Source organism: Nocardia sp. NBC_01009 (assembly GCF_045208035.1).
In the GTDB taxonomy this organism is placed as follows: Bacteria; Actinomycetota; Actinomycetes; order Mycobacteriales; family Mycobacteriaceae; genus Nocardia.
The window spans coordinates 7,422,929-7,447,635 of the sequence record NZ_CP108695.1; the positions used below are offsets into that span (position 1 = coordinate 7,422,929).

Below are 24,707 nucleotides of genomic sequence, written 5' to 3' on the forward strand. Positions count from 1 at the left end.
CGCCTGCCCATCCGGGCCAGCTCATCGAGCGCAGCTCCGCGCCGCCGATCGTGTGCGGCGATCGCAGCTCGCATTCGGCACTGATCACGAGTCGAAGGACGTTCCCAGGCAGGTCGAATGCCGATCGCGCCGAGCAGTTCGGGCTCGACGCCGCAGAGTTCGCGGCCAACCAACAGCCGACGCGGCGAACATCGGCGGGCCGAAGATGCAGCGAAGTGCTCGATCTACTGCCGTGAGCGGTGCCGCCCCAAGCGGCGCGAGCGGCGGGCGAAGTAGCGGCCGTCGACTCGGTCGAGGGCGATGGACTGGCTGAAGGCCGCACTCAGATTGTCGGCGGTCAACACCTCCGGTAGCAGGCCCTGTGCGACCACCGCACCCTCGTTGAGCAGCAAGCCGTGGGTGAAGCCGGGCGGGATCTCCTCGACGTGGTGGGTGACCAGCACGATGGCGGGTGCGTCCGGGTCCGCGGCCAAGTCGCCGAGGCGTTCCACCAGTTCCTCGCGACCACCGAGATCGAGTCCGGCAGCGGGCTCGTCCAGTAGCAGCAGTTCCGGGTCGGTCATCAACGCGCGGGCGATGAGCACCCGCTTGCGTTCACCTTCGGAAAGGGTGCCGTAGGTGCGATCGGAAAGGTGTTCGGCGCCGAGGCTTTCCAGCATGTCGATGGCGCGGTCGGTGTCCAGGTCGTCGTAGCGCTCTCGCCAGCGACCCAGCACGGCGTAGCCCGCGGACACCACCAGGTCGCTGACCTTTTCGTCGCGCGGAATGCGGCTGGCCACCGCGGCCGAGGACAGGCCGATCCGCGGGCGTAGTTCGCTGACGTTGGTCTTGCCGATCACTTCACCGAGTAAGTGGGCAATCCCCGAGGTCGGATGTACTTCGGCGGCGGCCATCCGCAGGAGGGAGGTCTTGCCGGCGCCGTTGGGGCCGAGCACGACCCAGCGTTCGTCTAACTCGACCTGCCAGGTGACCGGACCGACGAGGGTGTGACCCGAGCGTCGGATGGTCACGTCGGTGAAATCAATGAGCAGATCGGGATCCGGTTGCGGCACGGGCTCCATCTTGGACCAAATGTGCTGCGCTCGTACGACCGACCCATGGCGTATTCGCCGACCTGGCGATCTTGCGACGACGCACGGTCGAGAGTTGCCGGGCGGCAGCCTTCGACGGATCGAGCGGCGTGGACTTCGTCGAGCGGAACAGCCGAGCGAAGATCAGTGCTAGCGGAATCGAGCAGACTACCCATACGGCGAGAATCACCAACAGCGTTGTCATCATGCGGTCCTCCGGCGAGTTACGTGCGGGCGGTCCTGTTCCGTCTCAATACCCAGATATGCGTGATGCGAACCCCACTGTGCCGAAAACCGGGATCGGTAGTGCCCCGAAATCGGTTTCGCCCCGCATCGAAGCAAGCAGCGAGCAAACCAGGTCCCGGCGCTCGCCTGGACACCGGGCCATCCCACTGTCGTCCCGGCTGCGGACGACGTCAATACTTTCGGATGGCTGTACCGTCCAGGCCCCGGGACAGTTCATTTCGATCCCGGTACCGCGATAACCGTCATAGAACCCGGCGCGACCTCGGTGAATCCGGCATCGCGTACAGCGACCGCGGTGCCGAGTCGCACCTGGTCGACCAGCGCCACCCACCGATCCTTGTCTGCTTCCCTTACCGCGCACCGGAATCCGCATTGCGACCATCGATAGGCCTGCGCCTCGGGCAACGCGCCCGCTAGCAGCATGCTGGCATGCCCGACCTGCGCGGCGGCCTTACCCAGAGTCATGCCGAGCTCCGAATTCACCCACAGCGTCGGTAGTCCGGGATCGGCGGGACCAGGATCGTCGTGTTCGAGATCGGTGCCGCCGATCTGCAGGCGCTTGATCCGTGGATCCACCGCACCCACCGGTCCCGGCACCAGCGCTCGCGCCTGAGCGCCGTCGACCTCGACGGTCACCCCGGGCACCTCGTCGGCGGCCAGCCACTGCGCGCCGCGGGCACGGCGGGCCACCTTGCGGATCCGCGATCGCTTCCACCCGAGGTAGGGCTGCTCCCATTCGCCACCGGGCCCGACCCGCTCGTCCAGGCACAGTGCCACGCTCGCGGCGGCGGCCGCCTCGAGCAGCGCGCTGCGGCGCGGCGGATCGGCCTTCGGAATGTGCAACACCATCTGCATCGCCTGCACCATGGCCGGATCGTCCGGATCGCCCGCGCCACCGTAGCCCTGTGCGAGCTCCGCATGCCGGAAATGGAATCCTGCTGCACCGGTGTCTGTTTCGCTGCCGTCCCGGACATCGGCACCACATTCCGGCAAACCCGTCATCACTCCACCTTGATCGTCAACGAGAACTTCTGCGCCGGGTCGATGCCCTGCTCCCACGGTCGCGTGTAGTCGAGCGTCAGCTGCGCCACCCCCGCGCTGTTTCCGACAAAGGTCCACACTGCGGTACCGCCGGACCCCGGTGCCACCGGAACATTCGGATCGGGGCGGTAGTCGGGCTCGCCGTCCTGCCGTAGCACTTGCTGCTCGAGCTCCCCCAGCCCCCACGTGTAGCCGGTGGACGGATTCGCGGGCAGCGACACGACGAGCTGCTGGCCGATCCGCAGCGTCCGCTCCTGGCCGTTGTTCGAATCGGTCATCGCGAGTGCGTCATGCGCCGTGTGCTCGGTCGGCCGAGTCGAGGACGTGCCCTTCGTCTCCGGGTCGGAGTCGTTCGTACCGCACGCGACGAGTGTCGCGCCGAGAACGAGCACCAGCAGGAACTTTCGCACCGCAGCCTCCGATCGACGAATGATCAACTTCTGCGAGCCTACCGACACGAGCTGCTTGTCCCCGGCCACTGACACCTGCACGTGTACAGGCACGGGCGAGTGTTGGACATATCCAGCGAGTCGTCGGAGTCTCGGTCGAGGCACCGACGACAGCGCTCACCTACCGATGAGGGGCACCCGGCGCACACCGCCGTCGCGAGCATCGGCAGCTTCCACCTCGTCGCGGGTGACGCCGAGGATGAACAGCACCGCGTCCAGGTAGGGATGCGAGAGCGCCGCGTCGGCAACCTCGCGCAGCGCGGGCTTGGCGTTGAAGGCGACGCCGAGGCCCGCCGCATTGAGCATGTCGATGTCGTTGGCGCCATCGCCGACCGCCACCGTCTGCTCCATCGGCACTCCGGCCTCCGCGGCGAACTTGCGCAGTGCGGTCGCCTTGAACGCCCGATCGACGATCTCGCCGACGACCCGGCCGGTCAGCTTGCCGTCCTTGATCTCCAAGGTGTTGGCCTGCACGAAGTCCAATTCCAGCTCGTGGGCGAGTGGTTCGATCACCTGACGGAAGCCACCCGACACCACGCCGCAGCGGAAACCGATCCTGCGCAGCGTCCTGATGGTGGTGCGCGCGCCCGGCGTCAGCTCGATCCGGTCGGCTACCTCATCGATCACCGAGGCATCCAGCCCCTCCAACGTCGCCACCCGCTGCCGCAGCGATTCGCCGAAGTCGATCTCACCGCGCATGGCGGCCTCGGTGACCTTGCGGACTTCTTCCTCGACCCCCGCGTGCGCGGCGAGCATCTCGATGACCTCGCCCTGGATGAGGGTCGAGTCGACGTCGAACACGATGAGCCGCTTGGCGCGACGCGCAAGGCCCGCGCGCTCCACCGCGACGTCGACCTGTTCGGCGACGGCGACCTCGGCCAGCGCGGTGCGCAGCCGTGCGTCGGCGTCGGCATCGGTTTCGGTCGCGGTGACGAGCAGCTCCATGCCGGTCACCGGGTAGTCGGCAATGCCACGGATGGTGTCGATATTGGCGCCGAGCGCCGCGAGCTGGCGCGACACCGAGCTGAACGCGCGCGCGGTCACCGGGCTACCGAGAATCACCACCGCGTGCGTGGACATCGGCTGCCTGCCGATCTCGGCGTCGACCTCCACATCGACATGCATGCCGACGGTGTTCATCGCCTCTTCGAGCTCGTCCTGCAATGCCTCGGGGTCATTCGGGCAGGTGACCAGTACCCCGAGCGTCAGGCGGCCACGGATCACCACCTGCTCCACGTCCAGCAGGCTGACCTGGTGCCGCGACATCGCCGCGAGCAGCACGGAGGTCACGCCGGGCCGGTCTGGCCCGGTGACGGTGACGAGAACTGTGGTGTCGGCCAACTGATGTGCTCCAAGTTCGAGTGTTTGCCGTCGCTGTGCTCGACCTCGTTGTCGCTGCGCCGACCGCATTGTCGCTTGCCGTATACATCGCCGCCGAAGCGGGACGCGCTCCACAAACGAGTGTGCACCCGCTGGTCACCAGCAGGTGCACACTCGAGAATGCTACTTCGTTGCTGCTATGCCAATGCAGCGGCTAGTTCTTGGCCAGGGCGCCTTCGTGCACCTCGGTGGCGTGCTTGCCCGAGCCCCAGCCCACGTGGGCTTCGGCGCGCATTCGCTCGACCATGTGCGGGTAGTGCAGTTCGAACGCGGGACGCTCCGACCGGATACGCGGCAGCTCGTAGAAGTTGTGCCGCGGCGGCGGGCAGGTCGTCGCCCACTCCAGCGAATTGCCATAGCCCCACGGATCGTCCACCGTGACCACTTCGCCGTAGCGGAAGCTCTTGAAGACGTTCCACACGAACGGCAGCATCGAAGCGCCGAGGATGAACGCACCGATGGTCGAGATCGTGTTCAGTGTGGTGAAACCGTCGCTGGGCAGGTAGTCGGCATAGCGACGTGGCATGCCCTCGGCGCCCAGCCAGTGCTGCACCAGGAACGTGGTGTGGAACCCGACGAAGGTGGTCCAGAAATGCCACTTGCCGAGACGCTCGTCCATCATGCGACCGGTGATCTTGGGGAACCAGAAGTAGATGCCCGCGAAGGTCGCGAAAACGATGGTGCCGAAGAGCACGTAGTGGAAGTGCGCGACCACGAAGTACGAGTCGGTGACGTGGAAGTCCAGCGGCGGGCTGGCCAGGATGACACCCGAGAGACCACCGAAGAGGAAGGTCACCAGGAAGCCGATCGACCACAGCATCGGTGACTCGAAGGTCAGTTGACCGCGCCACATGGTGCCGATCCAGTTGAAGAACTTCACCCCGGTCGGAACCGCGATCAGGAAGGTCATGAACGAGAAGTACGGCAGCAGCACGGCGCCGGTCGCGTACATGTGGTGGGCCCACACCGCGATCGACAGCGCGGCGATGCCCAGCGTTGCGTAGACCAGCGTGGTGTAACCGAAGATCGGCTTACGTGAGAACACCGGGAAGATTTCCGACACGATGCCGAAGAACGGCAGCGCGATGATGTACACCTCGGGATGGCCGAAGAACCAGAACAGGTGCTGGTAGAGCAGGATGCCGCCGGTGGCGGGGTCGTAGATGTGCCCGCCGAGATGCCGGTCGTAGGCGAGGCCGAACAGCGCTGCGGTCAGCAGGGGGAAAGCGAGCAGGACGAGCACGCTGGTGACGGCGATGTTCCAGGTGAAGATCGGCATCCGGAACATGGTCATACCGGGGGCACGCAGGCAGACGACGGTGGTCAGCATGTTGACGCCACCGAGGATGGTGCCGAGGCCCGACACCGCAAGGCCGAGGATCCACAGGTCGGCGCCGACACCCGGCGAATGCAGAATGTCGGTCAGCGGGGTGTAGGCGGTCCAGCCGAAGTCCGCAGCGCCACCCGGGGTGATGAAGCCCGCGGTCGCCATGCTGCCGCCGAACAGGTACAGCCAGTAGCTGAACGCGTTCAGCCGCGGGAAGGCGACGTCGGGTGCACCGATCTGCAGCGGCAGCACGATGTTGGCGAAGCCGAACACGATCGCGGTCGCATAGAACAGCAGCATGATGGTGCCGTGCATGGTGAACAGCTGGTTGAACTGCTCCGGCGAGAGGAACTGCAGGCCCGGACGCGCCAGCTCGGCGCGCATCATCAGCGCCATCAGACCGCCGACGAGGAAGAAGCTCATCGCCGTCACCAAGTACATGGTGCCGAGGACCTTGGGGTCAGTGGTGGTGACCATCTTGTAGAGGAACGAGCCCTTCGGCCCGGTCCGAGCCGGATACGGCCGAGTCGCTTCCAACTGAGGGACTGGCTTTGGCTCTACGGCAGTCACTGATCCTCCTGAAAGGTGCCTTTAGGTCGCTCCGCAGGCTCCGCTTCATGCGCCGATCTCGGTGCCGAGACAGACGACGGTTCGCTTGCGCTCATGGAATCGTAAACGGTGCTGCCGCAGCCGTCCGCACGGGTCCTACTCTCTGTCGTATTTCGTTGATCCGCCCACCCGCTGCCCTGCGCCGGAATCTCGCTCTACCCGCACTGCCGCACCGATGAATTCCGGATGCGGCACACGTCTGCATCAGTGACAGGTGTTCCTACCCGCTGGCCAGGAGATCACTCGTGACAGACAACGCGACCACCAAGCCCGGCGACCCGACCTGGGTCGACCTCTACACCGCCGATCCCGACCGCGCGATCGCCTTCTACGGCGAGCTGTTCGGTTGGAGCGCCGAGCGGGCAGGCGAAGAATTCGGTGGCTACATCACTTTCCGCAAAGACGGCCAGGCTGTCGCGGGCGCGATGGGCAAGATGGCGGGCGGCGTCGAGGGCCCCGACCAGTGGACGGTCTACCTCGCCGCCGCGGATGCCAAGGCGACAGCCGACGCGGCGGTGGCCCATGGCGGCACCGTTGTCGTACCGCCCATGGATGTGGGCGATTTGGGCGTGATGGCGGTGCTCGGCGATGTCGGCGGCGCAGGCGTCGGCATCTGGCAGACCGGCACCTTCGGCGGCTTCGAGACACTCGGCCTCGTCACCGGCGGTAAATGGAGCGACCATGCGGGCGTCCCGTCCTGGTTCGAGCTGCATACCCGCGACTACGACACCTCGCTGGCCTTCTACCGCGACGTGTTCGGCTGGCAGGACCCGTTCACCATCGCCGACACACCGGAGTTCCGCTACACCACCATCCATTCGACCAGCCCGATGCTCGGCGGTGTGATGGACGCGTCGGCGTTCCTGCCCGAGGGCGCACCCGCAGGCTGGAAGGTGTATTTCGGCGCCGATGACGTCGACGCGGCCGCCGCGAGGGTGGTCGAACTGGGTGGCGCGGTGCTGGTCCCGGCCATGGACTCGCCCTATGGACGCATGGTCGGGGTCGCCGATCCGACCGGCGCTCGATTCAGCATCGGCGGCGAAACGGCCTGAGCGCGAGACACTCGGCCGCCGGCCGTAGGAATCCGTGCCGCGGTGTCCTGCGGCCACGTCGCGTGGTGGCCTCGCACCGCGCCGACGCCGACGCATGTACCCTCACCCGCATGCCGGTGAGCGCCCTTGTTCGCACCCGAAACCACATGGACTCGACCCGATACGGCACGCTCGGTCGCCGAAGTGCGGCCGTCGCCGCGCTGTGCACGGCCGTCCTCGTGGCAGGTTGTAGCAGCCAAACCGACGATGCCGCCTCGATCGTGCGCACCACGACGAACATTGCAGGCGCGGGTGTGGTGGGGCTGGAGCGCGACACCACCACGGCCTGCCCCCTGCCGAGCGCGCCGGATGCGGCGAGCGGTACCCGCACCGTCACCCATGCCGCGGGCATCTCCGAGGTGCCCGCGGACCCGCAACGCATCGTGGTGCTCACCACCTCGGCCCTGGACGCGACCTGCGCGCTCGGTCTGTGGGAGCGCGTCGTCGGTGCGACCACGGATGACGGACCGACCCCGCACCCGGCCTATCTCGGCTACGGCGTCAACAAGATTCCCAGCGTCGGCACCGCCGCGCAGCCAGATCTCGCCAAGGTCGCCGAGCTGCGCCCCGACGTGATCATCGGCGACCTGCCTTCGGGCACAGCCGGTTTCGAGGCATTGCAGGCCATCGCACCCACCGTCCTGGCCGGCACCACCAGCGGCTGGCAGGCCGAATTCACCGGGCTCGCAGCGGGTCTCGGCCGTAGTAACGCCGCGAACATTGCGTTGGAGAACTACCGCACCGAGGCCGTCGACACCGGTAAAGCGGTCATCGCCAACCAGACTCAGGCCTCGGTCGTCCGGTTCACCGCCGACCCGGACCAGGTCCAGGGCGCCAACAGCTTCGCGGGCGGAGTCCTCGCCGACGCGGGTGTGCAGCGCCCGACCGTGCAGCACGGCCCCTCCTTCGACATCGGCGCCGCCGATCTCGACAAGGTCGAAGGCGATCTCATCTACGTGATCTTCGCGGGTGAAGCAGGCAAGAAGCACGGGGAAACCGTGTTGCGCAGCGACGCGTGGAAAGAACTCGGCGCCGCCACCGACCACCGTGTCTTCGCTGTCGAGGACTCCGTCTGGTACGGCAGGGGCCTGAGCGCCGCCCGCGCGCTGCTTACCGACATCCGCGGCACGCTCAACGGATTCGTCACCGACTGACCCCGGCTCGTCTCGCACTCACAGGGGTCTCCCAGCGGGAACCCAGACACCACCGAGCCCTCCGCCATAACGTCGCACAAGACAACAGTTTGCGACGATGGAAGGATACGCAGTGAGCGCACACCACGCGCGCCGCGGCGGCGGCGGCGAAGTGCACGAACACGATCTCGGGCTCGCGCACGACATGACGGTGATGCTGTCGCGGCGCAGAGCACTGACCTTCCTCGGTGTCGCGGGAGCGGCGACGGTCGCGGCGGGCTGTGCGGCGGCAACCAACGGGACAACAGCGACAAGCGGTGCGTCCACCACCACCGCGGCGGCCGCGACAGCCGCCGCGATTGCGCAGGAGACTGCCGGCCCGTATCCGGGCGACGGATCCAACGGGCCCAATGTGCTCATCGAGTCCGGCGTTGTGCGCCGCGACATCACCGGCAGTTTCGGGTCGTATTCCGGTGTCGCCCATGGTGTTCCGATGAAGATCGAGTTGATGCTGCAAGATCTGGCCAAGAGCGGCGCGGCAGGCTCCGGCATGGCCGTGTATCTGTGGCACTGCGACCGGGACGGCAAGTACTCGTTGTACAGCGACGGAGTCACCACGCAGAACTATCTGCGCGGTGTCCAGGTGGCGGACGCTACCGGCAAGGTCACCTTCGAATCCGTCTTCCCCGGTTGCTATTCCGGCCGGTGGACCCATATTCATTTCGAGGTCTACGACTCGCTCGCGGTGGCCGTCGCGGGTGATAACGCCCGCCTCACCTCGCAGATCGCCCTCCCCCAGGACGCCTGCGCTGCGGTGTACGCCTACGACTCCGGCTACGCGAAGAGCATTCCCAACCTTGCCACCACCTCACTGGCCTCGGATAACGTCTTCGGTGACGGCTGGGATGCCGAACTTGCCAGTGTGTCAGGCGCGCCCGCGTCGGGGATGTCGGTCGCGCTCACCGTCGGTGTCGCCGAGAAATCGGCGAACACTCGGTCCGATGGCGGCCCCGGTAGGCCACCCGGCGGACCCGGTGGCCCACCGCCACAAGGTAGGTGAGCAGACGACTCGGCCCCTGGGTCCCGTACTCGACGGCATCCAGGGGCCGAGGCGCGAAATTCGATGGCGTCTGCGCTAGTCGGCGCCGAGCTGGCGGGCCAGCGCCCAGATCACCAGGATGTCGATGGCGATGATCACCAATGCCCAGAACGGGTAGATAGGGGCGAACAGGAAGTTGTCCAGAATGCTGACCGACGCCATCCCGATGCCTGCGAGGTAACCCCAGGTCTTACCGGTGACCACGCCGACGCCCGCGACGATGATCAGCGCCGCGATCACCAGGTGGACCCATCCCCATGTGGAGACGTCGACCAGGAACACTTGGTCTTCGGTCACCACGAAGATGCCGCGCCCGGCGATGGCAGCGATCGCTGTCAGCAGGTGCAGCAAGCCGGTGATCAGGATCAGGGTGCCAGCGAAAATCGTCATGTCATTGAGCACCGGACGTATCGGGGTCGAGGCGGGACTGGTCATAACACACACTCCTTCCGAAACGCGTGGCAATCGCCTATCCGCCACAACGTATCCGGTGCGCGGCCGAAATCGGCGCAGGCCATGAGGCGAGTTCGGTGCGAGCCACCAGCGGTGCGGCTACTTGCCGACGCTGACCACCGATTCGGCCACTGCTTCTGTTCGCGGACGTGCCAGGGCGCTCGGCCACCAGATGCGGTCGCCGATATCCAGGGCCAGCGCGGTCACCAGGATCGAGCGGACGATCACCGTGTCGAGCAGAACACCGACGGCGATGACGATGCCCATCTCGGCGAACGTCACCACCGGCATGGTCGCGAAGACCGCGAACGTGCCGGCCAGCACGAGCCCGGCCGAGGTGATCACCCCGCCGGTCGCCGACAAACCGATCAGCGCACCGTGGCGCGTGCCGTGCTTCTTCGCCTCTTCGTGGACCCGCGACATCAGAAATATGTTGTAGTCGATGCCGAGTGCCACCAGGAACACGAAAGCGAGCAATGGCAGCGCGGCATCGGTGCCCACGAACCCGACCAGGTCGAAGATCCAGCGGCTCAACCCGAGTGCCGCGAAGTACGACAGCACCACGGTCGCGGTCAGCACGATCGGTGCCAGGACCGCGCGCAGCAGCACCATCAAGATCACCATCACGATGGCGAGCACCACCGGCACGATGACCCGATTATCATGGGCCACTGCACGTTTGATGTCCAGCACCACTGCGGTGCCACCGCCGATCTTGGCTTGGTCGTCCGCCGCGTGCACGGCGGCGCGCACGCGGTCGACCGTCGCGTCGGCGGCCTTGCTGTCCGGCGGGTCGGACAGCGTGCCTTCCAGATAGACCAGATCGTCCTTGATCATCGGCGGCGTCGGCGCGGCGATGCCCGGTGTAGCGCGCACAGCGGCGGCGACGGCGTCGGCCCGTGCGGATTGCGCGATGACAATGACCGGCTGACCGGTGCCCGCGTCGAAATGGCGTTCCAAGACAGCGGTTCCGGTGACCGCGTTGGACGAGCCGACGAACGAATCCTTGTTCGTGATGCCGTTGGACTGCAGTCCTACGACACCGAATGCGAGCCCGACGAGCGCCAGCGCGGTGACAATCCAGACCGGACGCGGTCGATCCGCGATGAACAGCCCGATGCGCGCCCAGAGACCGGATTCGGTGTGGTCGGCGGTGCCGAAATCGGGGTGGCGCGGCCAGAAGATCCACCGGCCCGCGATGACCAGCAGTGCGGGCAACAGCGTCAGCATCGCCGCGAGCGCGACCGCGACGCCGATCGCGCAGACCGGACCGATGCCCTTGGTGGAGTTCATTTCCGCGACCAGCAGCGCCAGCATCGCGATGATCACGGTGGAACCGCTGGCGAGCACGGCGGGCCCGGCCCGATGCAGCGCGACGGCCATCGCCGCGTGTTTGTCCGCGTGCCTGCGCAGTTCCTCGCGATAGCGCGCGACCAGTAATAGGGCGTAGTCGGTGCCCGCGCCGAATACCAGGACGGTGAGGATGCCCTGGCTCTGCGCATTGACGGTCAGGCCGAGTTGGGTCGCGCCGTACACGGCGCTCTGCGCGATCGTCAGCGCGAACCCCGCGGCGATCAGCGGCAGCGCCCACAGCATCGGCCCGTAGGTCAGCAGCAGAATGACGATGACGACCGCTGCGGCAGAGTACAGCAGCAGGCCGTCGATGCCCTTGAACACCGCACCGAATTCCGCCGCGTATCCGGCGGGCCCGGTGACGTAGAAGGACAATCCCTCCGGCCGATCACCCGCGCCATCCTTGATCTCGGTGACCACGTCGGCCAGCCGGGGCCAGCCTTCGGTGCCCATGTCGATCGGCAGCAGGATCTCCACGGCCTGGCCGTCTCCGGAGGGGATCGGGCCGAGCACATTATCGACGACGACGTGCTCGAGTTGCTTGAATCGTGCCGCGTCTGCGCCGACCGCGACCCGGTCCGCATCGGTGATACCGCTGGTCCGTTCATAGACCAGCACGACTGGAACATGCTCGCTGTTGCCGAATTTCTCGGCCAGCTTGAATGCCTGTGTCGATTCGGCGCTGTCGGGCAGCCAGGCGACGCTGTCGTTCTTCTGCGCGCCGGTGAGCTTTCCCGCGAAGGAGCCCAGCGCGATCAGTGCGATGATCCAGACCCCGAGGACCACCCACTTGCTGCGGCGACCGCTCGGTATTCGCGCAAGCTTCCCGACCAGGTCGGTCATATCGGGATCGGTCGGTGCAGACATTGTCGGTGCGGACATCGGGCCCCCTCGGTCACCACACATTGGCACCGATGCTACTGCCGGGGTATTCCGGAGTCCATGGCGCCGGGCGTGATCGGCGAATGCGGCACCGGCGTTCGCCGATCGAAGGACAGCTAACGGCACGACCGGGGCGCAGACCATGCGATCCGTCACGACTCGGCACCGGAACACTGCGGTAGGCAAACCACCGGCGATCGATCGGAACGCGCCGGGTCCGATGCGCTCGAATCACGAGTCATGACGGAGAATGGGTCGCGCATGCGGTGGTCATGGGCGTATCTGCGCCACAGTGACATGCACCGCTGCGACACAAGGTGTTGTGCTGTATGGACTTGTCACCCACTAGGAGTAGTGTTCAGTGGGTAGCAATTCTGTGACGGCAGCGTGCTCGGGAAGGGTGTGGAGGCAGGATGAAACTGATCGATCGGGTGTCGGCGATCAACTGGAATCGGGTGCCCGACGAGAAGGATGCCGAGGTCTGGGATCGACTGACCGGCAACTTCTGGCTGCCCGAAAAGGTGCCGGTGTCCAACGACATTCCGTCGTGGAACACCCTCACCGCCGATGAGAAGCAATTGACCATGCGCGTATTCACCGGTCTCACGCTGCTGGACACCATTCAGGGCACCGTCGGCGCGGTGAGCCTGATTCCGGACGCACTGACCCCGCACGAGGAGGCGGTGTACACAAATATCGCGTTCATGGAGTCGGTGCACGCCAAGAGCTACAGCTCCATCTTCTCCACGCTGTGCTCCACGCGTGAGATCGACGACGCGTTCCGCTGGTCGGAGGAGAACCGAAACCTGCAGCGCAAGGCCGAGATCGTGCTGGAGTACTACAACGGCGACGATCCGCTCAAGCGCAAGGTGGCCTCCACTCTGCTGGAGAGCTTCCTGTTCTACTCCGGCTTCTACCTGCCGATGTACTGGTCCTCGCGGGCCAAGCTCACCAACACCGCCGACCTGATCCGGCTCATCATCCGCGATGAGGCCGTGCACGGCTACTACATCGGCTACAAGTACCAGAAGGGCCTCGAGCTCGTCGGGCAGGCCGAGCGCGACGAGCTGAAGAATTACACCTTCGAGCTGCTCTTCGAGCTGTACGACAACGAGGTCGAGTACACCCAGGACCTCTACGACGAGGTGGGGCTCACCGAGGACGTCAAGAAGTTCCTGCGCTACAACGCCAACAAGGCCCTGATGAACCTGGGCTACGAAGGTCTGTTCCCCAAGGACGAGACGGACGTGAATCCCGCTATCCTGTCGGCACTTTCGCCCAATGCCGACGAGAACCACGACTTCTTCTCCGGCTCCGGTTCCAGCTACGTCATCGGCAAGGCGGTCAACACCGAAGACGCCGACTGGGAGTTCTGACCGCGCACCCTGCCGCTGCGATTCCAGCAGCGGCAGGGTACCGGCACTCTCGATCCCTGAATTACGTGTCGCCGTTGGGTTTCTGCAGAATTCGCAGAATTTGAGCAACGTCGGTCTTCAACCCACCGACATCAACCTTGATAATGCTGACATCTGCCTCTACCGATATCAGCCTGCGATCCATCGCGTCTTGACGCAACGCCATCACTTCCAAACCGGAAGCCATCACATCCTGACGCAACGCCATCGCCTCCAAACCGGAAGCCATCTCATCCTGACGTGACGCCATCACTTCCAAACCGGAAGCCATCTCATCCTGACGCGACGCCATCGCCTCCAAACCGGAAGCCATCACATCCTGACGCAACGCCATCACTTCCAAACCGGAAGCCATCTCATCCTGACGCGACGCCATCACTTCCAAGCCCGACGCCATCACATCCTGACGTGACGCCATCACTTCCAAACCGGAAGCCATCTCATCCTGACGCGACGCCATCTCATCCTGACGAGATGCGATACTGCCGATGTCGACGCCCATCGAAATAAGCCGCGAGGCGACCGAGCGTCCATCCAGATCACCGATATCGGTGTGGATGTCGGCGATGCCGGTGTGGATCGCGGCTAGCTGCTCGTGAATTTGCGTCACCGTCACAGTATCCCGGGTGATCTGGTGATCACGCCATAGTTCTAGTTCGTACACACGCTGTTCAAGTGGTTTCCCGCTGCTACTCATGGGTCGAGCCCTCCCCTTCTTCGCTACGGCATCGAAAACGTGTTCGACACTAGTCGACAACACTGGCATATGCCAGTGTTTTGCCGATGCGAACCAAAACAGCTGCCGCCGGGTGCACCATGACGAGACCCCCAGAGCCCCTTCACAATTCGGTCAGATGCCCAGAACGATTTTGGCCGTCGTGAAGTAGATGATCAGACCGGTGGCATCGACCAAAGTGGTCACCATGGGGGCGGAGACCACGGCCGGGTCGATGCGCAGGCGCTTGGCCAGCAGCGGCATAGTGCCGCCGATGGTGGCGGCCCAGCCGCAGATCAGGATCAGGGTGATGCCCACGACGAGCGCGACCTTCGCGCCGACGAACAATGCCCCGATGATCACGCCGGCGCCGGCGAGCATGCCGCCGAGCACCAGGCCGACCCGGCATTCCCGCCAGATCACCTCGAGCAAGTCCGAACCGCGTACCTCACCGACGGCGAGCGCGCGCACGCATGAGGTGGCCGCTTGCGCGCCGGCATTCCCGCCCGCACCGATGAGCAGCGGAATGAACAGCGCCAGGTGCGCGGCCTGCTCCAGAGTTCCGGAGAAGAAGTCGGTGACGCTCACGGTCAACGTCGCCGCGAGCAGCAACAGCAGCAGCCATAGCGCGCGATAGCGCGCGAGCTGGAACACCCCCGCCGCCATGTAGTGGCCTTCCCACGGCGCGGATCCGGCCTGCTTGGCCACGTCCTCGCTGTCGGCCGCCTCGATGACCTCGACCGCGTCGTCGATGGTGAGCAGACCGACGAGCCGGTCCTCGCTGTCGACGACCGGCAAGTTGATGTCGTTGGTCTCGCGCATCAGCCGCGCCGCCTTCTCGGCGGAGTCGGTGGCACGCACGAAGGCGGGCTCGGTGACGACGAGTTCGGAGACCATCGTGTCCGGCCGGCTCAGCACGAGCTCACGCAGCTCCACGATGCCGGTGAGGCGGCGGCCGGAGTCCACCACCGGCAGCGTGTACACCGTCTCGGCGTTGATGCCCTTGATCCGCACCGTCTGCAACGCATCGGCGACGCTCAGATTGCGCGGCAGCGCAACAACTTCCGGCGTCATGTACAGCCCGACCGAGCCCTCGGGGTAGCCCAGCAGCGCGGCGGTCATCCGGCGCTCGCGCTGGCTCAGCCCCGCGAGCACCTTCTTGGCGACCTTGGCCGGCGCCTCACGCAACATCCTGGCCCGGTCGTCGGGGTCCATGCCCTCGACGAGCTCGCGGAAGGTCTGGTCGCGCAGGCCCTGCAGGATCTGCTGCTGGTCCACCGGTTCGAGTTCCTCGAACACCGCGAGCGCCAGATCCTTGTCCAGCAGCCGGAACGCCATGCCCGCCTGGACGGCGTCCATGCGGGCGAGCTGGTCGGCGATGACGTGCGGTGGGTGGTTGTCGAGCCATTCGAGCGCGGCGTCGACGCGGTGGGTGGCGACGGCATCCTGCAACGAAACGTCGGGCAACGCGACGTCGGGCAGCGATTCGGACAGCGTCGAGCGTGCATCGATGAGTTCGGTCTGCGACATGGGGAAGTCCTCAGCAGAGCGGGAGGTGAATGAGACGCGTGTGATTCACACCGCGGGCGCCGGTCCCTGCTGTCGCGTACGAGCTATGAGTGCGAGAGGGCGGCGCCGCGCGGCCTTCGACTCGGAGGTTCGCTGCGCATGGCAACCCCACCTCCTTCTAGTCGTTGCCGCGGATCTCTGCGTCCACGCCATCTACCGAAAACACCGAAAGGACACGATTACGTCCTTGTGCAGAATACATGCCGGGGTGGAACAACTCACCACGAGTGATCGCCGCCACCGCAGCCGCCATTAGACGCACCCGGCGCCGAACTATTGCTCGACCACAGCCGGCCGAGGACAGTGTGTGCCAGGTCCGCACCCGCCGCCGGACCGGCATCCAGACCGCGAGGAATCACCATGGGCACCACCGATCAGCCGCGTTCGGGGTCTCAGGCCGTCGAGCGGGCCATCCATCTGCTGAACTGCTTCGAAGGTGACGATCCCGAGCTCTCGATCAGCGAATTGGCGCATCTGGCCGGTGTTCCGGTCAGCACCGCGCACCGCCTCGCCCAGGCTCTGGTGCGCGGCAGGCTGCTGGAGCAGGACCCGGCCAACGACCGCTACCGGGTCGGGCAGGGCCTTGCCACGCTGGCGCGGCCGGCGCTGACTCGGCTCGGCATCGATTCGGCCGCACCACATATGTACGCCCTCGCCGCCGGGATCAAGATCACCGCGAGTCTCAGCGTCGCCGATTCGAGCGACGCCGTCACCGTCTTCCACGCGCGTCCGCCGGTACTCTTCTGTTCCCATCAGCTGCCGCGCCTGCGGCAGCCGCTGCGATCCAGCGCGGCCGGGCGCGCCTTGCTCGCCTACACGTCTGCGGACCGACGTCTCGCCGAGGACTTGGATCTGGTGCGGCGCAAGGGTTTCGCGCTCGAGGAGCTCGAGAGCGATGATCCGGTGCGCTCGATCGCGGTGCCGGTGTTCGGGGCCGACAAGCAGGTCTGGGGCGCGCTGAGCGTGCAGGCGCGCTCGGCGCGACTCAATGACGAACTGGTCCGCGAAATCCTGCCCGCCATGCGTCAGATCGCCGTGCGCATCGGCGGGGTCGTGCAGAACGGCGCCGGCTCGACGAGCTGAGCACCGAAAACCCGAGCAGCGGGAATACCACTGTGCCGGAGATAAACTCACGCCGATTTTCACAATGTGGAATGGCCGTTGTTTCCCCGTCCGCAGGGCAACACCATTGAAAGTCACAGCCACCGCCCGACCCACACCAGAATTCGAGAAAGTCTCGACGTGTTGATACCCACAGCGCTGATCCGCCGCCGCGCGATCGACCTCATGCGGGTTCCGCACGGGATCTGTCGCCCCTGACGCAGCGACGAGCCCGGCGGAACATGTTCCGCACCGGTCCGGCTCGCGCTTTCAGAGATTCCGACACATCCTCGAGTCGCGATATCAGCGACTCCACTGTCGCTGCCGCATGCCTATTTCATTCCGCGCAGCGCATTTTCATCGAAGGAAACACCATGCCGTCCTCCGCACCCCCGCGCCGCCGAACCCGAGCGTTCGCCGCTGCCCTCACCCTGCTCACCGGTATTTCCGTTCTCACTGGGTGCAGCAAGTCCGAACCGGGCACAACTGCCGACGGCAAGGCCGTCATCCGCTATCAGGGCACCACCGGTCAGGTCACCGCGTACGAGCTGGCGGAGGACCTCGGCTACTTCAGCAAGATCGCACTGCACTGGGAGGGCGACACCACCAGCGGGCCCGCCAATATTCAGGCGACGGCGACCAACCAGGTCGAGGTGGGCAGCGCGTTCAACGGCGCCGTCGTGAAGCTGATCTCGGGTGGCGCCAAGGTCACCTCGGTGCTCAGTTCCTATGGCGCGGACGAGAAGTCGTTCAGTGGATATTTCGTCCGCGACGATTCCGGTATCACATCGGCACGCGATCTCATCGGCAAGAAGGTCGGCGTCAATACTCTCGGCGCGCACCACGAGTTCATCACGCGGGAGTGGCTGCATCAGCAGGGCCTCACCGACAGCGAGATCAAGCAGGTCCAACTGGTTGTGCTGCCGCCCGCCAACACCGAGGACGCACTGCGCAAGGGCCAGGTAGAGGTCGGCACCCTGGGTGGCGTTTTCCGGGAAACCGCCGTCGAACGCGGCGGCATCCACCCGCTCTACACCGACAAAGCGCTTTTCGGACAGTTCGACTACGGCACCTACATTTTCCGAAACGACTACATCGCCAAAAACACCGAGGCGGTAGCGGACTTCGTCCAGGGGACCGCGCGGGCAACCCGCTGGCTGCAGGTCACTCCGCGCGACGAGGTGGTCGCGCGATTCAGGACGATCATCGAGAAGCGCGGCCGCAATGAGAACACCGACCTGCTGAAGTACTGGAAGAGCTCGGGAATTCCCGTTCCCGGTGGCGTGATCGCCGAAAAGGAACTGCAGATCTGGATCGACTGGCTGGTGCGCAATGGCGAGCTCAAAGAAGGACAGCTGAAGGTCACCGATCTGTTCACCAATAAGTACAACCCGTACTCCAATGGCGCCTTCCCGGCGGAGAGCGGACCGACCGGTGAAGCGGTGGCAGCGAAATGACGACAGCCACTGCGAAACTCTCGCTCACTCACGTCAACAAGCAATTTCCGATCCGTGGTTCACACGAGAAATTCACCGCCATCGAGGACATCTCGCTGGACCTGCGCGAGGGCGAGTTCCTCGTCCTGGTCGGGCCGAGCGGCTCCGGCAAATCGACGCTGCTGGATCTGCTCGGTGGATTGAGCAAGCCCACGTCCGGTGAAATCCTGTTGGACGGCAGACCGATCGACGGCCCAGGACTCGACCGGGGCATCGTATTCCAGCAATACGCACTGTTTCCCTGGCGCACGGCGCGGGCGAATATCGAATTCGGCCTCGAGGCAAAGGGTTTACGGCGTAGAGCCCGGCGCGAACGCGCCGAGGAGTATCTGGATTTGGTCGGACTCGGCGGGTTCGGTGATCGCTTCCCACACGAACTGTCCGGTGGCATGAAGCAACGCGTCGCCATCGCCCGCAGCCTTGCCTTCGATCCGGAGGTACTGCTGATGGACGAGCCATTTGCCGCGCTCGACGCGCAGACCCGGGAGTCGTTGCAGGACGAGCTTTTACGTATCTGGCAAGCAACCGGCAAGACCATCCTGTTCATCACCCACGGCATCGATGAGGCGGTGTACCTCGGCCAGCGGGTCGCGGTGCTGACCGCGCGACCGGGTCGCATCAAAGCGGTGCTCGATGTCGACATCGACAGGAACGCCGCCGCAGACATCCGGTCGACCGAGCTCTTCCGCGGGTATCGGCACCAGATCTGGTCGCTGCTACAGAGCGAGATCGCGCCCGAGCACACCCCCGTCGTATCCGACACCGAGAGGCTGGCCCATGTCTAGCGCAGTGGAACTCATCGCTCCCCCGGCTCGGCTCCAGGTGGCCGTGCCACCCCAGCTCGCCCCGGCCCACGCGGCCGGGGCCGGGCCCTCGATCGGCTGGCGGGCGCTCGCCGCAACGGGCAAGCTCGGCTGGCGCGTGCTGAAGCCGACCACCGCGTTTGCCGCATTGCTGCTGATATGGCAGTTCGCACCGGCTTGGGGGCTGGTAGACGAAATATTCCTGCCACCGTTCACCACGGTCGCGCAGGCATTCATCGACCTGGTGCAGAGCGGCGAGATGTGGACGCACGTGTCGACCAGCCTCGGTCGCTCGCTGACGGGCTACTCGATCGCGCTGACCTTCGCGGTGCCGCTCGGGGTCGCGATCGCCTGGTACAAGCCGGTTTCCGACTTCCTGAACCCGATACTGGAGCTGTTCCGCAACACCGCTGCGCTGGCGTTGCTTCCGGTGTTCGTGCTGATCCTCGGTATCGGAGAAACCTCGAAGGTAGCGCTCGTCGTCTATGCGAGCTCCTTCCCGATCCTGCTCAACACCATCACCGGTGTGCGCACCGTGGACCCGCTGCTCATCAAATCCGCAGTATCGCTGGGGCTGTCGCCGCTGCGGCTGTTCCAGAAGGTGATCCTGCCCGCCGCGCTTCCCTCCATCTTCACCGGCCTGCGCATGGCCGCGGCAGGCTCGATTCTCGTGCTGCTCGCCGCCGAAATGGTCGGCGCCCGAGCCGGACTCGGCTATCTGATTACCGCGGCGCAGCAGAACTTCCAGATCCCCGACATGTACGCGGGAATCCTCGCCATTTCCTTGCTAGGCCTCGTCTTCAACGGTGTCCTTGTCGCCCTCGAACGCCATTTCTCGCGCTGGCGTATCGAATCGAACGCCTGACCCAGCCATCCGAACCCGTACCAAAGGAACAATCACCGATGTCGGCATCTCGTAAACAATTCCACCTCAACGCCTTTCTGATGGGAGTCGGGCACCACGAGGCGGCGTGGCGACACCCGCGCACCGAAGAGCACCGGGTGCTCGACGTGGAGCACTTCCAAGAGCTGGGGCGGATCGCCGAGCGCGGCAAGCTCGATTCGGTGTTCTTCGCCGACAGCCTCGCGGTCGGGCCGCGGATCAAGCGCAATACGCTGGCGGTCTTCGAGCCGGTGACGCTGCTGGCCGCCATCGCCGCGGCCACCTCGCGGGTCGGGCTGATCGCCACGGCTTCCACCACCTACAACGAACCGTTCAATCTGGCCCGCAAGTTCGCCTCGCTCGACCACATCAGCAGCGGAAGGGCGGGCTGGAACATTGTCACCTCGGGCAGCGAGGAGGAGGCGTTCAACTTCGGCTTCGAAGCCATCCCCGAGCATGCCCGCCGCTATGAACGGGCGCAGGAATTCGTCGACGTCACGATCCAACTGTGGGACAGCTGGGAATCCTCGGCGATCGTCCTCGACCCAGCGGAAGGGGTCTTCGCCGATCCCGACAAGGTGCACACCGTCGACTACGACGGTCCCCGCTTCAAGGTCCGCGGGCCGCTGAACTCGCCGCGCAGCCCACAGGGGCGGCCTCTGCTTGTGCAGGCCGGATCATCGGAGAGCGGTAAGGAATTCGCCGCGCAATACGCCGAGGCGGTGTTCACCGCGCAGCGGACACTGGCCGAGGGACAGACCTTCTACCGCGATCTCAAGTCTCGGCTGCCGAAATACGGACGCTCCGCCGACGAGCTGAAGGTGCTGCCGGGACTAGTGCCCTATATTGCCGACACCACGGCGGAGGCCCAGGCGCTGGAGCGGGAATTCACCGACCTGATCTCACCCGATTACGCGCTCGGTCAGCTGTCACGGCTGCTCGGCATCGATCTCACCGAGCACGCACTCGACGCACCGCTGCCACCGCTGCCGTCGGTGACCGAAATCGAGGGCGGCAAGAGCCGGTTCACCCTGGTGAAGGAATTGGCCGAGAACGAGAACCTCACGGTGCGCCAGCTGATCGGCAAATTGGGCGGTGGTCGTGGCCACCGCTCGTTCGCGGGCACGCCGACGCAGATCGCCGACGAGCTGCAGACCTGGTTCGAGAACGGCGCGGCGGACGGCTTCAACATCATGCCGCCGTATCTGCCAGGTGGACTCGAGGTCTTCGTCGAGCGGGTGGTGCCGATCCTGCAGGAGCGCGGCCTCTTCCGCTCCGACTACGAGGCGGACACGTTGCGCGGGCACTACGGACTCGAATCGGTGGAAAGCCAGTTCGCCGAGGTGCAGACCGAAGCGAGCGCATGACCTCCGATCCGGAATCGGGGCCGTCCGCCGCGGATTCTCTTCGGCCCCTGATGTTCTCGGTCTACCTGCCGACCCTGGCACGCGGCATCGGCATGGGGGCGGGCGCACCGGTCATGACGCTGACCGCGCTCGACCTCGGCGCCTCCACGGCCGTCGCGGGACTGGCGGTGGCGCTGGTCGGGCTCGGTCAGGTGCTCGGCGATCTTCCCGCAGGTCAGTTGGTGGCCAAGGTCGGCGAGCGAACCTCGATCATCGGCGGCACCGCGGTCGGAATCGTCGGCGTGCTGGTGTGCCTGCTCGCGCAGAACATTCCGATGTTGTGCGCGGGGTTGCTCATCGTCGGACTCTCCAATGCCGTCTGGGGTCTGGCGCGGATGACCTACCTGGCCGAGGCCATTCCGTTCGAGCGCCGCGCGCGCGTGATGTCGCTGTTCGGCGGCTCGATGCGGCTCGGTTTTTTCGTCGGACCATTCCTCGGCGCGGTGGCCATCCTCGGCCTCGGCGCCAGGGGCGGATTCGTGGTCGAGCTGGTCGCCTTCGCCGTCGCGGGCGCGCTGATGGTGCGGCCGGTGCCGGGAACCATTGTGCAGGAGAAGGAGCCGCCGCTGTCACTCGTCGGAGTCGCACGCCTGCATCGGCGAGTGCTGTCGACCTTGGGCGCGGGTGTGCTGCTGCTCGGGGTGGCGCGGACATCCCGCGATGCGATCTTGCCGCTGTGGGCCGATCACATCGGGATGAGCGCGGCGACAGCCAGTTTGATCTTCGGCATCGGTGCGGCACTGGAGGTGGTCTTCGCCTATCCCGCCGGGCATGTGATGGACCGCTTCGGCCGCGGCTTCATTGCGGTTCCCTCGCTCACGATCCTGGCAATCGCCTATTTCGCTGTGCCACTGACACATTCGGCACCGTCACTGGGGATTGTCGCGGTGGTGATGGGAATCGGCAACGGGATCAGCAACGGGCTGATCATGGTCCTCGGCGCGGATGTCGCGCCCCCCGCGATCCGCGCCGAGTTCCTCGCAGCATGGCGTCTCAATCACGATGCCGGTGCCTTCGCGGGGCCGCTGCTGATCGCCACACTGGCGACCGCTGCCCCACTGGCGGTCTCGGTCCTCACGATCGGCGGGATTTCCGCGCTCGGCGCGACGGTGATGGGCCGGTATATCCCGCAGTATGTCCCGTGGCCTCGTCCCGCCGTGGACCGGGACCTGCACCGCAGCCACAACTCTTCGGAACAACCCGGGCTCCGGCAATCGGATCTCCTGCAGCAGAAGGTGACATCATGACCGAACTCGATGTTCTCGTCCTCGGTGGCGGACCGGCAGGCACCTGGGCGGCACTGAAGGCCGCGGCCGCAGGCGCCTCGGTCACACTGGCGGACAAGGGATTCTGTGGTAGCAGCGGCGCGACGGCTGCCGCGGGGACCGGAATCTGGTATGTCCGGCCGCAGCCGGAGCTGCGCGAGCAGGCGATGGCCAGCCGCGAGGCTCTCGGCGGTTATCTTGCCGACCGGGGCTGGATGGCACGGGTGCTCGACGAAACATACTCTCGAGTGAACGAACTCGCCGAGATCGGCCGCTACCCGTTCCCGGTCGACCGCGATGGACAGCCGCTGCGGACAGGCGTGCAGGGCCCGGAATACATGAAGCGCCAACGGCTTCGGGTGCGGCGTGCCGGGGTGACGATCCTCGACCACACACCTGCAATCGAACTGCTGACCGACGCCGACGGCGCAGTGGCCGGAGCCCGCCTTCAACGGCTGTCGGACGGCGCGCACATCGATATCGCCGCCCGCGCCGTCGTGCTGGCCACCGGCGGGTGCGCCTTCCTGTCGAAAACGCTGGGCTGCAACGTCAATACCGGCGACGGCACCTTGATGGCCGTCGAGGCGGGCGCCGAGCTCTCCGGCATGGAATTCTCCAATGCCTACGCCATCGCCCCGGAATTCACCTCGGTGACCAAGACTGCGTACTACTCCTTCGCGACCTTCTATCTGGGCAACGGAGAGCCGCTGGCGGGTGCGTCGAGCAAGGGCGGTCGCTCCGCGATCGCGCGAGCACTGTTGAGCGAGCCGGTGTACTGCACATTGGACCAGGCCGACCAAGCTCAACGCCGGGCGATGCGACTCGGGCAGCCGAACTTCTTCCTCACCTTCGACCGGCTCGGCATCGATCCGTTCACCGACCGCTTCCCGATCACGCTGCTGCTCGAGGGCACGGTGCGCGGCACCGGCGGGGTGCGCGTCGCCGACCACGATTGCTCGAGCAGCGTTCCCGGTCTCTACGTGGCAGGCGATGTCGCGACCCGCGAGCTGATCTGCGGCGGGTTCACCGGCGGCGGCAGCCACAACGCCGCGTGGGCGATGTCCTCGGGCAGTTGGGCTGGTGCCGCATCGGCGAACTACGCACTGCACCACGGTAATTCGGTCGACGATCGGCGCCGGTTCGGCGCCGGCGGTGTCGGGCTGCGGCCCACCGGCCGACCCGATGCCGGACTCCGACCGGCCGAGCTCGTCGCCGCGGTGCAGCGGGAGGTGCTGCCCTACGACAAGAACTACCTGCGCCACGGCAACCGGCTGCGGCCCGCGCTCGCGGCGCTGCACGAGCTGTGGCAGCAGGCGCGCACGGGCCTGACCGGCGCCGATACCGCCAAGATCCGCTCGGCAGCGGCGATGACCGCGCATGCGCGGTGGATGTATACCGCGGCACTCGCGCGCACCGAATCCCGGGGCATGGCGCGCCGCCAGGAGTTCCCCGACCTCGATCCGGCCCAGCACCATCGACTGATCACCGGCGGGCTCGACGAGGTGTGGACCGCGCCCGAGCCCGCCTTCCTCGCCAGGTCCCGAGCACAGTTGGTATCGGCATGATCGAGGTGGTTTCGGTCGACCGGTGCATCGGATGCGACAAGTGCATCGAGGTGTGCCCCACCAACGTCTTCGACCGAGGTGCGGACGGGATCCCGGTGCTCGCACGGCAATCCGATTGCCAGACCTGCTTCATGTGCGAGGCCTACTGCCCCGTGGACGCGTTGTTCGTCGCGGCGCGCACCGAGCCACTGCCGCCCGACGATATCCAGCGCGACGAGACGTATCTGATCGAACGCGAGCTCTTGGGCAGCTACCGCAAGGCGCTCGGCTGGGGTGGTGGACGCCTCGGCGCCCGCTATGCGATCGGACCGGAATTGCCGTGACGCCCTTGACGAAACGGCGCGTCATCGACTTCA

General features: G+C 65.9%; 21 protein-coding genes. 12 read left to right on the forward strand and 9 right to left on the reverse strand.

Annotation, left to right across the window (positions count from 1 at the left end; translation table 11 throughout):
- Positions 1-224: 224 nt before the first annotated feature.
- The 5 genes from OHA42_RS33475 to ctaD form a co-directional block, all read right to left on the reverse strand.
- Entirely contained in the window at positions 225-1,061 is an 837-nt protein-coding gene (locus OHA42_RS33475; protein WP_406231879.1) for an ABC transporter ATP-binding protein, read from the reverse strand.
- A gap of 468 nt (positions 1,062-1,529) precedes the next feature.
- Positions 1,530-2,318: an aminoacyl-tRNA hydrolase gene (locus tag OHA42_RS33480; protein WP_406231881.1), complete on the reverse strand. Its 789-nt coding sequence runs from the start codon at positions 2,316-2,318 to the stop codon at positions 1,530-1,532.
- Positions 2,318-2,767 (reverse strand): protease inhibitor I42 family protein, encoded by a 450-nt coding sequence (locus OHA42_RS33485; RefSeq protein WP_406231883.1) that lies wholly within the window; start codon positions 2,765-2,767, stop codon positions 2,318-2,320. The genes OHA42_RS33480 and OHA42_RS33485 overlap by 1 nt, the downstream gene beginning before the upstream one ends.
- Before the next feature lie 156 nt (positions 2,768-2,923).
- Positions 2,924-4,147 (reverse strand): phosphoserine phosphatase SerB, encoded by a 1,224-nt coding sequence (gene serB / locus OHA42_RS33490; protein ID WP_406231885.1) that lies wholly within the window; start codon positions 4,145-4,147, stop codon positions 2,924-2,926.
- 193 nt (positions 4,148-4,340) lie between these two features.
- Complete coding sequence (gene ctaD, locus OHA42_RS33495) at positions 4,341-6,083, reverse strand: cytochrome c oxidase subunit I (RefSeq protein WP_406231887.1); 1,743 nt, start codon at positions 6,081-6,083, stop codon at positions 4,341-4,343.
- A gap of 284 nt (positions 6,084-6,367) precedes the next feature.
- Here ctaD and OHA42_RS33500 point away from each other — a divergent pair, with 284 nt between their 5' ends.
- The 3 genes from OHA42_RS33500 to OHA42_RS33510 all read left to right on the forward strand — a co-directional run bounded on the left by OHA42_RS33500 (position 6,368) and on the right by OHA42_RS33510 (position 9,406).
- Positions 6,368-7,174, forward strand: a complete 807-nt coding sequence (locus tag OHA42_RS33500) for a VOC family protein (protein ID WP_406231889.1) — start codon at positions 6,368-6,370, stop codon at positions 7,172-7,174.
- Positions 7,175-7,284: 110 nt separating this feature from the next.
- Positions 7,285-8,367 (forward strand): ABC transporter substrate-binding protein, encoded by a 1,083-nt coding sequence (locus tag OHA42_RS33505; RefSeq protein ID WP_406231891.1) that lies wholly within the window; start codon positions 7,285-7,287, stop codon positions 8,365-8,367.
- A 97-nt stretch (positions 8,368-8,464) separates the two neighbouring features.
- Entirely contained in the window at positions 8,465-9,406 is a 942-nt protein-coding gene (locus tag OHA42_RS33510; protein ID WP_406231892.1) for a dioxygenase, read from the forward strand.
- Positions 9,407-9,481: 75 nt separating this feature from the next.
- Here OHA42_RS33510 and OHA42_RS33515 read toward each other — a convergent pair whose 3' ends face one another.
- Positions 9,482-9,880: a hypothetical protein gene (locus OHA42_RS33515; RefSeq protein ID WP_406231894.1), complete on the reverse strand. Its 399-nt coding sequence runs from the start codon at positions 9,878-9,880 to the stop codon at positions 9,482-9,484.
- 117 nt (positions 9,881-9,997) lie between these two features.
- Positions 9,998-12,133 carry an MMPL family transporter gene (locus tag OHA42_RS33520; protein ID WP_406231895.1) on the reverse strand — a complete coding sequence of 712 codons (2,136 nt, stop codon included), beginning with the start codon at positions 12,131-12,133 and terminating at the stop codon, positions 9,998-10,000.
- A 413-nt stretch (positions 12,134-12,546) separates the two neighbouring features.
- Between OHA42_RS33520 and nrdF the strand changes: the two genes are divergently transcribed.
- A complete protein-coding gene (gene nrdF, locus OHA42_RS33525; protein ID WP_328404477.1) occupies positions 12,547-13,509 on the forward strand; it encodes a class 1b ribonucleoside-diphosphate reductase subunit beta in 963 nt (320 codons plus the stop codon).
- 61 nt (positions 13,510-13,570) lie between these two features.
- Here the strand turns inward: nrdF and OHA42_RS33530 are convergent, their stop codons facing one another.
- Together OHA42_RS33530 and mgtE are read right to left on the reverse strand one after the other, a co-directional pair.
- The gene (locus tag OHA42_RS33530) at positions 13,571-14,158 is read right to left on the reverse strand and encodes a hypothetical protein (RefSeq protein ID WP_406231896.1); all 588 of its coding nucleotides are present in this window, start codon (positions 14,156-14,158) and stop codon (positions 13,571-13,573) included.
- 240 nt (positions 14,159-14,398) lie between these two features.
- On the reverse strand, positions 14,399-15,793 hold the full coding sequence (mgtE, locus tag OHA42_RS33535) for a magnesium transporter (RefSeq protein WP_406231897.1): 1,395 nt from the start codon (positions 15,791-15,793) through the stop codon (positions 14,399-14,401).
- Between the two features lie 399 nt (positions 15,794-16,192).
- Between mgtE and OHA42_RS33540 the strand changes: the two genes are divergently transcribed.
- The 8 genes from OHA42_RS33540 (at position 16,193) to OHA42_RS33575 (ending at position 24,674) form a co-directional block, all read left to right on the forward strand.
- Positions 16,193-16,915 carry an IclR family transcriptional regulator gene (locus tag OHA42_RS33540; RefSeq protein ID WP_406231898.1) on the forward strand — a complete coding sequence of 241 codons (723 nt, stop codon included), beginning with the start codon at positions 16,193-16,195 and terminating at the stop codon, positions 16,913-16,915.
- 392 nt (positions 16,916-17,307) lie between these two features.
- Positions 17,308-18,390 carry an ABC transporter substrate-binding protein gene (locus OHA42_RS33545; protein WP_406231899.1) on the forward strand — a complete coding sequence of 361 codons (1,083 nt, stop codon included), beginning with the start codon at positions 17,308-17,310 and terminating at the stop codon, positions 18,388-18,390.
- Positions 18,387-19,214, forward strand: coding sequence for an ABC transporter ATP-binding protein (locus tag OHA42_RS33550; RefSeq protein WP_406231901.1), 828 nt, complete (start codon positions 18,387-18,389; stop codon positions 19,212-19,214). Before OHA42_RS33545 ends, OHA42_RS33550 begins: the two co-directional genes overlap by 4 nt.
- Positions 19,207-20,097, forward strand: coding sequence for an ABC transporter permease (locus tag OHA42_RS33555; RefSeq protein ID WP_406231903.1), 891 nt, complete (start codon positions 19,207-19,209; stop codon positions 20,095-20,097). The genes OHA42_RS33550 and OHA42_RS33555 overlap by 8 nt, the downstream gene beginning before the upstream one ends.
- 38 nt (positions 20,098-20,135) lie before the next feature.
- Positions 20,136-21,482, forward strand: coding sequence for an LLM class flavin-dependent oxidoreductase (locus OHA42_RS33560; protein WP_406231905.1), 1,347 nt, complete (start codon positions 20,136-20,138; stop codon positions 21,480-21,482).
- Positions 21,479-22,768 carry an MFS transporter gene (locus OHA42_RS33565; protein WP_406231907.1) on the forward strand — a complete coding sequence of 430 codons (1,290 nt, stop codon included), beginning with the start codon at positions 21,479-21,481 and terminating at the stop codon, positions 22,766-22,768. Before OHA42_RS33560 ends, OHA42_RS33565 begins: the two co-directional genes overlap by 4 nt.
- Entirely contained in the window at positions 22,765-24,351 is a 1,587-nt protein-coding gene (locus OHA42_RS33570) for an FAD-dependent oxidoreductase (RefSeq protein ID WP_406231909.1), read from the forward strand. Before OHA42_RS33565 ends, OHA42_RS33570 begins: the two co-directional genes overlap by 4 nt.
- On the forward strand, positions 24,348-24,674 hold the full coding sequence (locus OHA42_RS33575; RefSeq protein WP_379061390.1) for a 4Fe-4S binding protein: 327 nt from the start codon (positions 24,348-24,350) through the stop codon (positions 24,672-24,674). Before OHA42_RS33570 ends, OHA42_RS33575 begins: the two co-directional genes overlap by 4 nt.
- The last annotated feature ends 33 nt before the right edge of the window (positions 24,675-24,707 follow it).

Coding starts and splice junctions, on each gene's coding strand:
- OHA42_RS33475 (WP_406231879.1), bottom strand. CDS start 1,061: ATGGAGCCCGTGCCGCAACCGGATCCCGATCTGCTCATTGATTTCACC.
- OHA42_RS33480 (WP_406231881.1), bottom strand. CDS start 2,318: ATGACGGGTTTGCCGGAATGTGGTGCCGATGTCCGGGACGGCAGCGAA.
- OHA42_RS33505 (WP_406231891.1), top strand. CDS start 7,285: ATGCCGGTGAGCGCCCTTGTTCGCACCCGAAACCACATGGACTCGACC.
- OHA42_RS33510 (WP_406231892.1), top strand. CDS start 8,465: ATGGAAGGATACGCAGTGAGCGCACACCACGCGCGCCGCGGCGGCGGC.
- OHA42_RS33515 (WP_406231894.1), bottom strand. CDS start 9,880: ATGACCAGTCCCGCCTCGACCCCGATACGTCCGGTGCTCAATGACATG.
- OHA42_RS33520 (WP_406231895.1), bottom strand. CDS start 12,133: ATGTCCGCACCGACAATGTCTGCACCGACCGATCCCGATATGACCGAC.
- nrdF (WP_328404477.1), top strand. CDS start 12,547: ATGAAACTGATCGATCGGGTGTCGGCGATCAACTGGAATCGGGTGCCC.
- mgtE (WP_406231897.1), bottom strand. CDS start 15,793: ATGTCGCAGACCGAACTCATCGATGCACGCTCGACGCTGTCCGAATCG.
- OHA42_RS33540 (WP_406231898.1), top strand. CDS start 16,193: ATGGGCACCACCGATCAGCCGCGTTCGGGGTCTCAGGCCGTCGAGCGG.
- OHA42_RS33545 (WP_406231899.1), top strand. CDS start 17,308: ATGCCGTCCTCCGCACCCCCGCGCCGCCGAACCCGAGCGTTCGCCGCT.
- OHA42_RS33550 (WP_406231901.1), top strand. CDS start 18,387: ATGACGACAGCCACTGCGAAACTCTCGCTCACTCACGTCAACAAGCAA.
- OHA42_RS33555 (WP_406231903.1), top strand. CDS start 19,207: ATGTCTAGCGCAGTGGAACTCATCGCTCCCCCGGCTCGGCTCCAGGTG.
- OHA42_RS33560 (WP_406231905.1), top strand. CDS start 20,136: ATGTCGGCATCTCGTAAACAATTCCACCTCAACGCCTTTCTGATGGGA.
- OHA42_RS33565 (WP_406231907.1), top strand. CDS start 21,479: ATGACCTCCGATCCGGAATCGGGGCCGTCCGCCGCGGATTCTCTTCGG.
- OHA42_RS33570 (WP_406231909.1), top strand. CDS start 22,765: ATGACCGAACTCGATGTTCTCGTCCTCGGTGGCGGACCGGCAGGCACC.
- OHA42_RS33575 (WP_379061390.1), top strand. CDS start 24,348: ATGATCGAGGTGGTTTCGGTCGACCGGTGCATCGGATGCGACAAGTGC.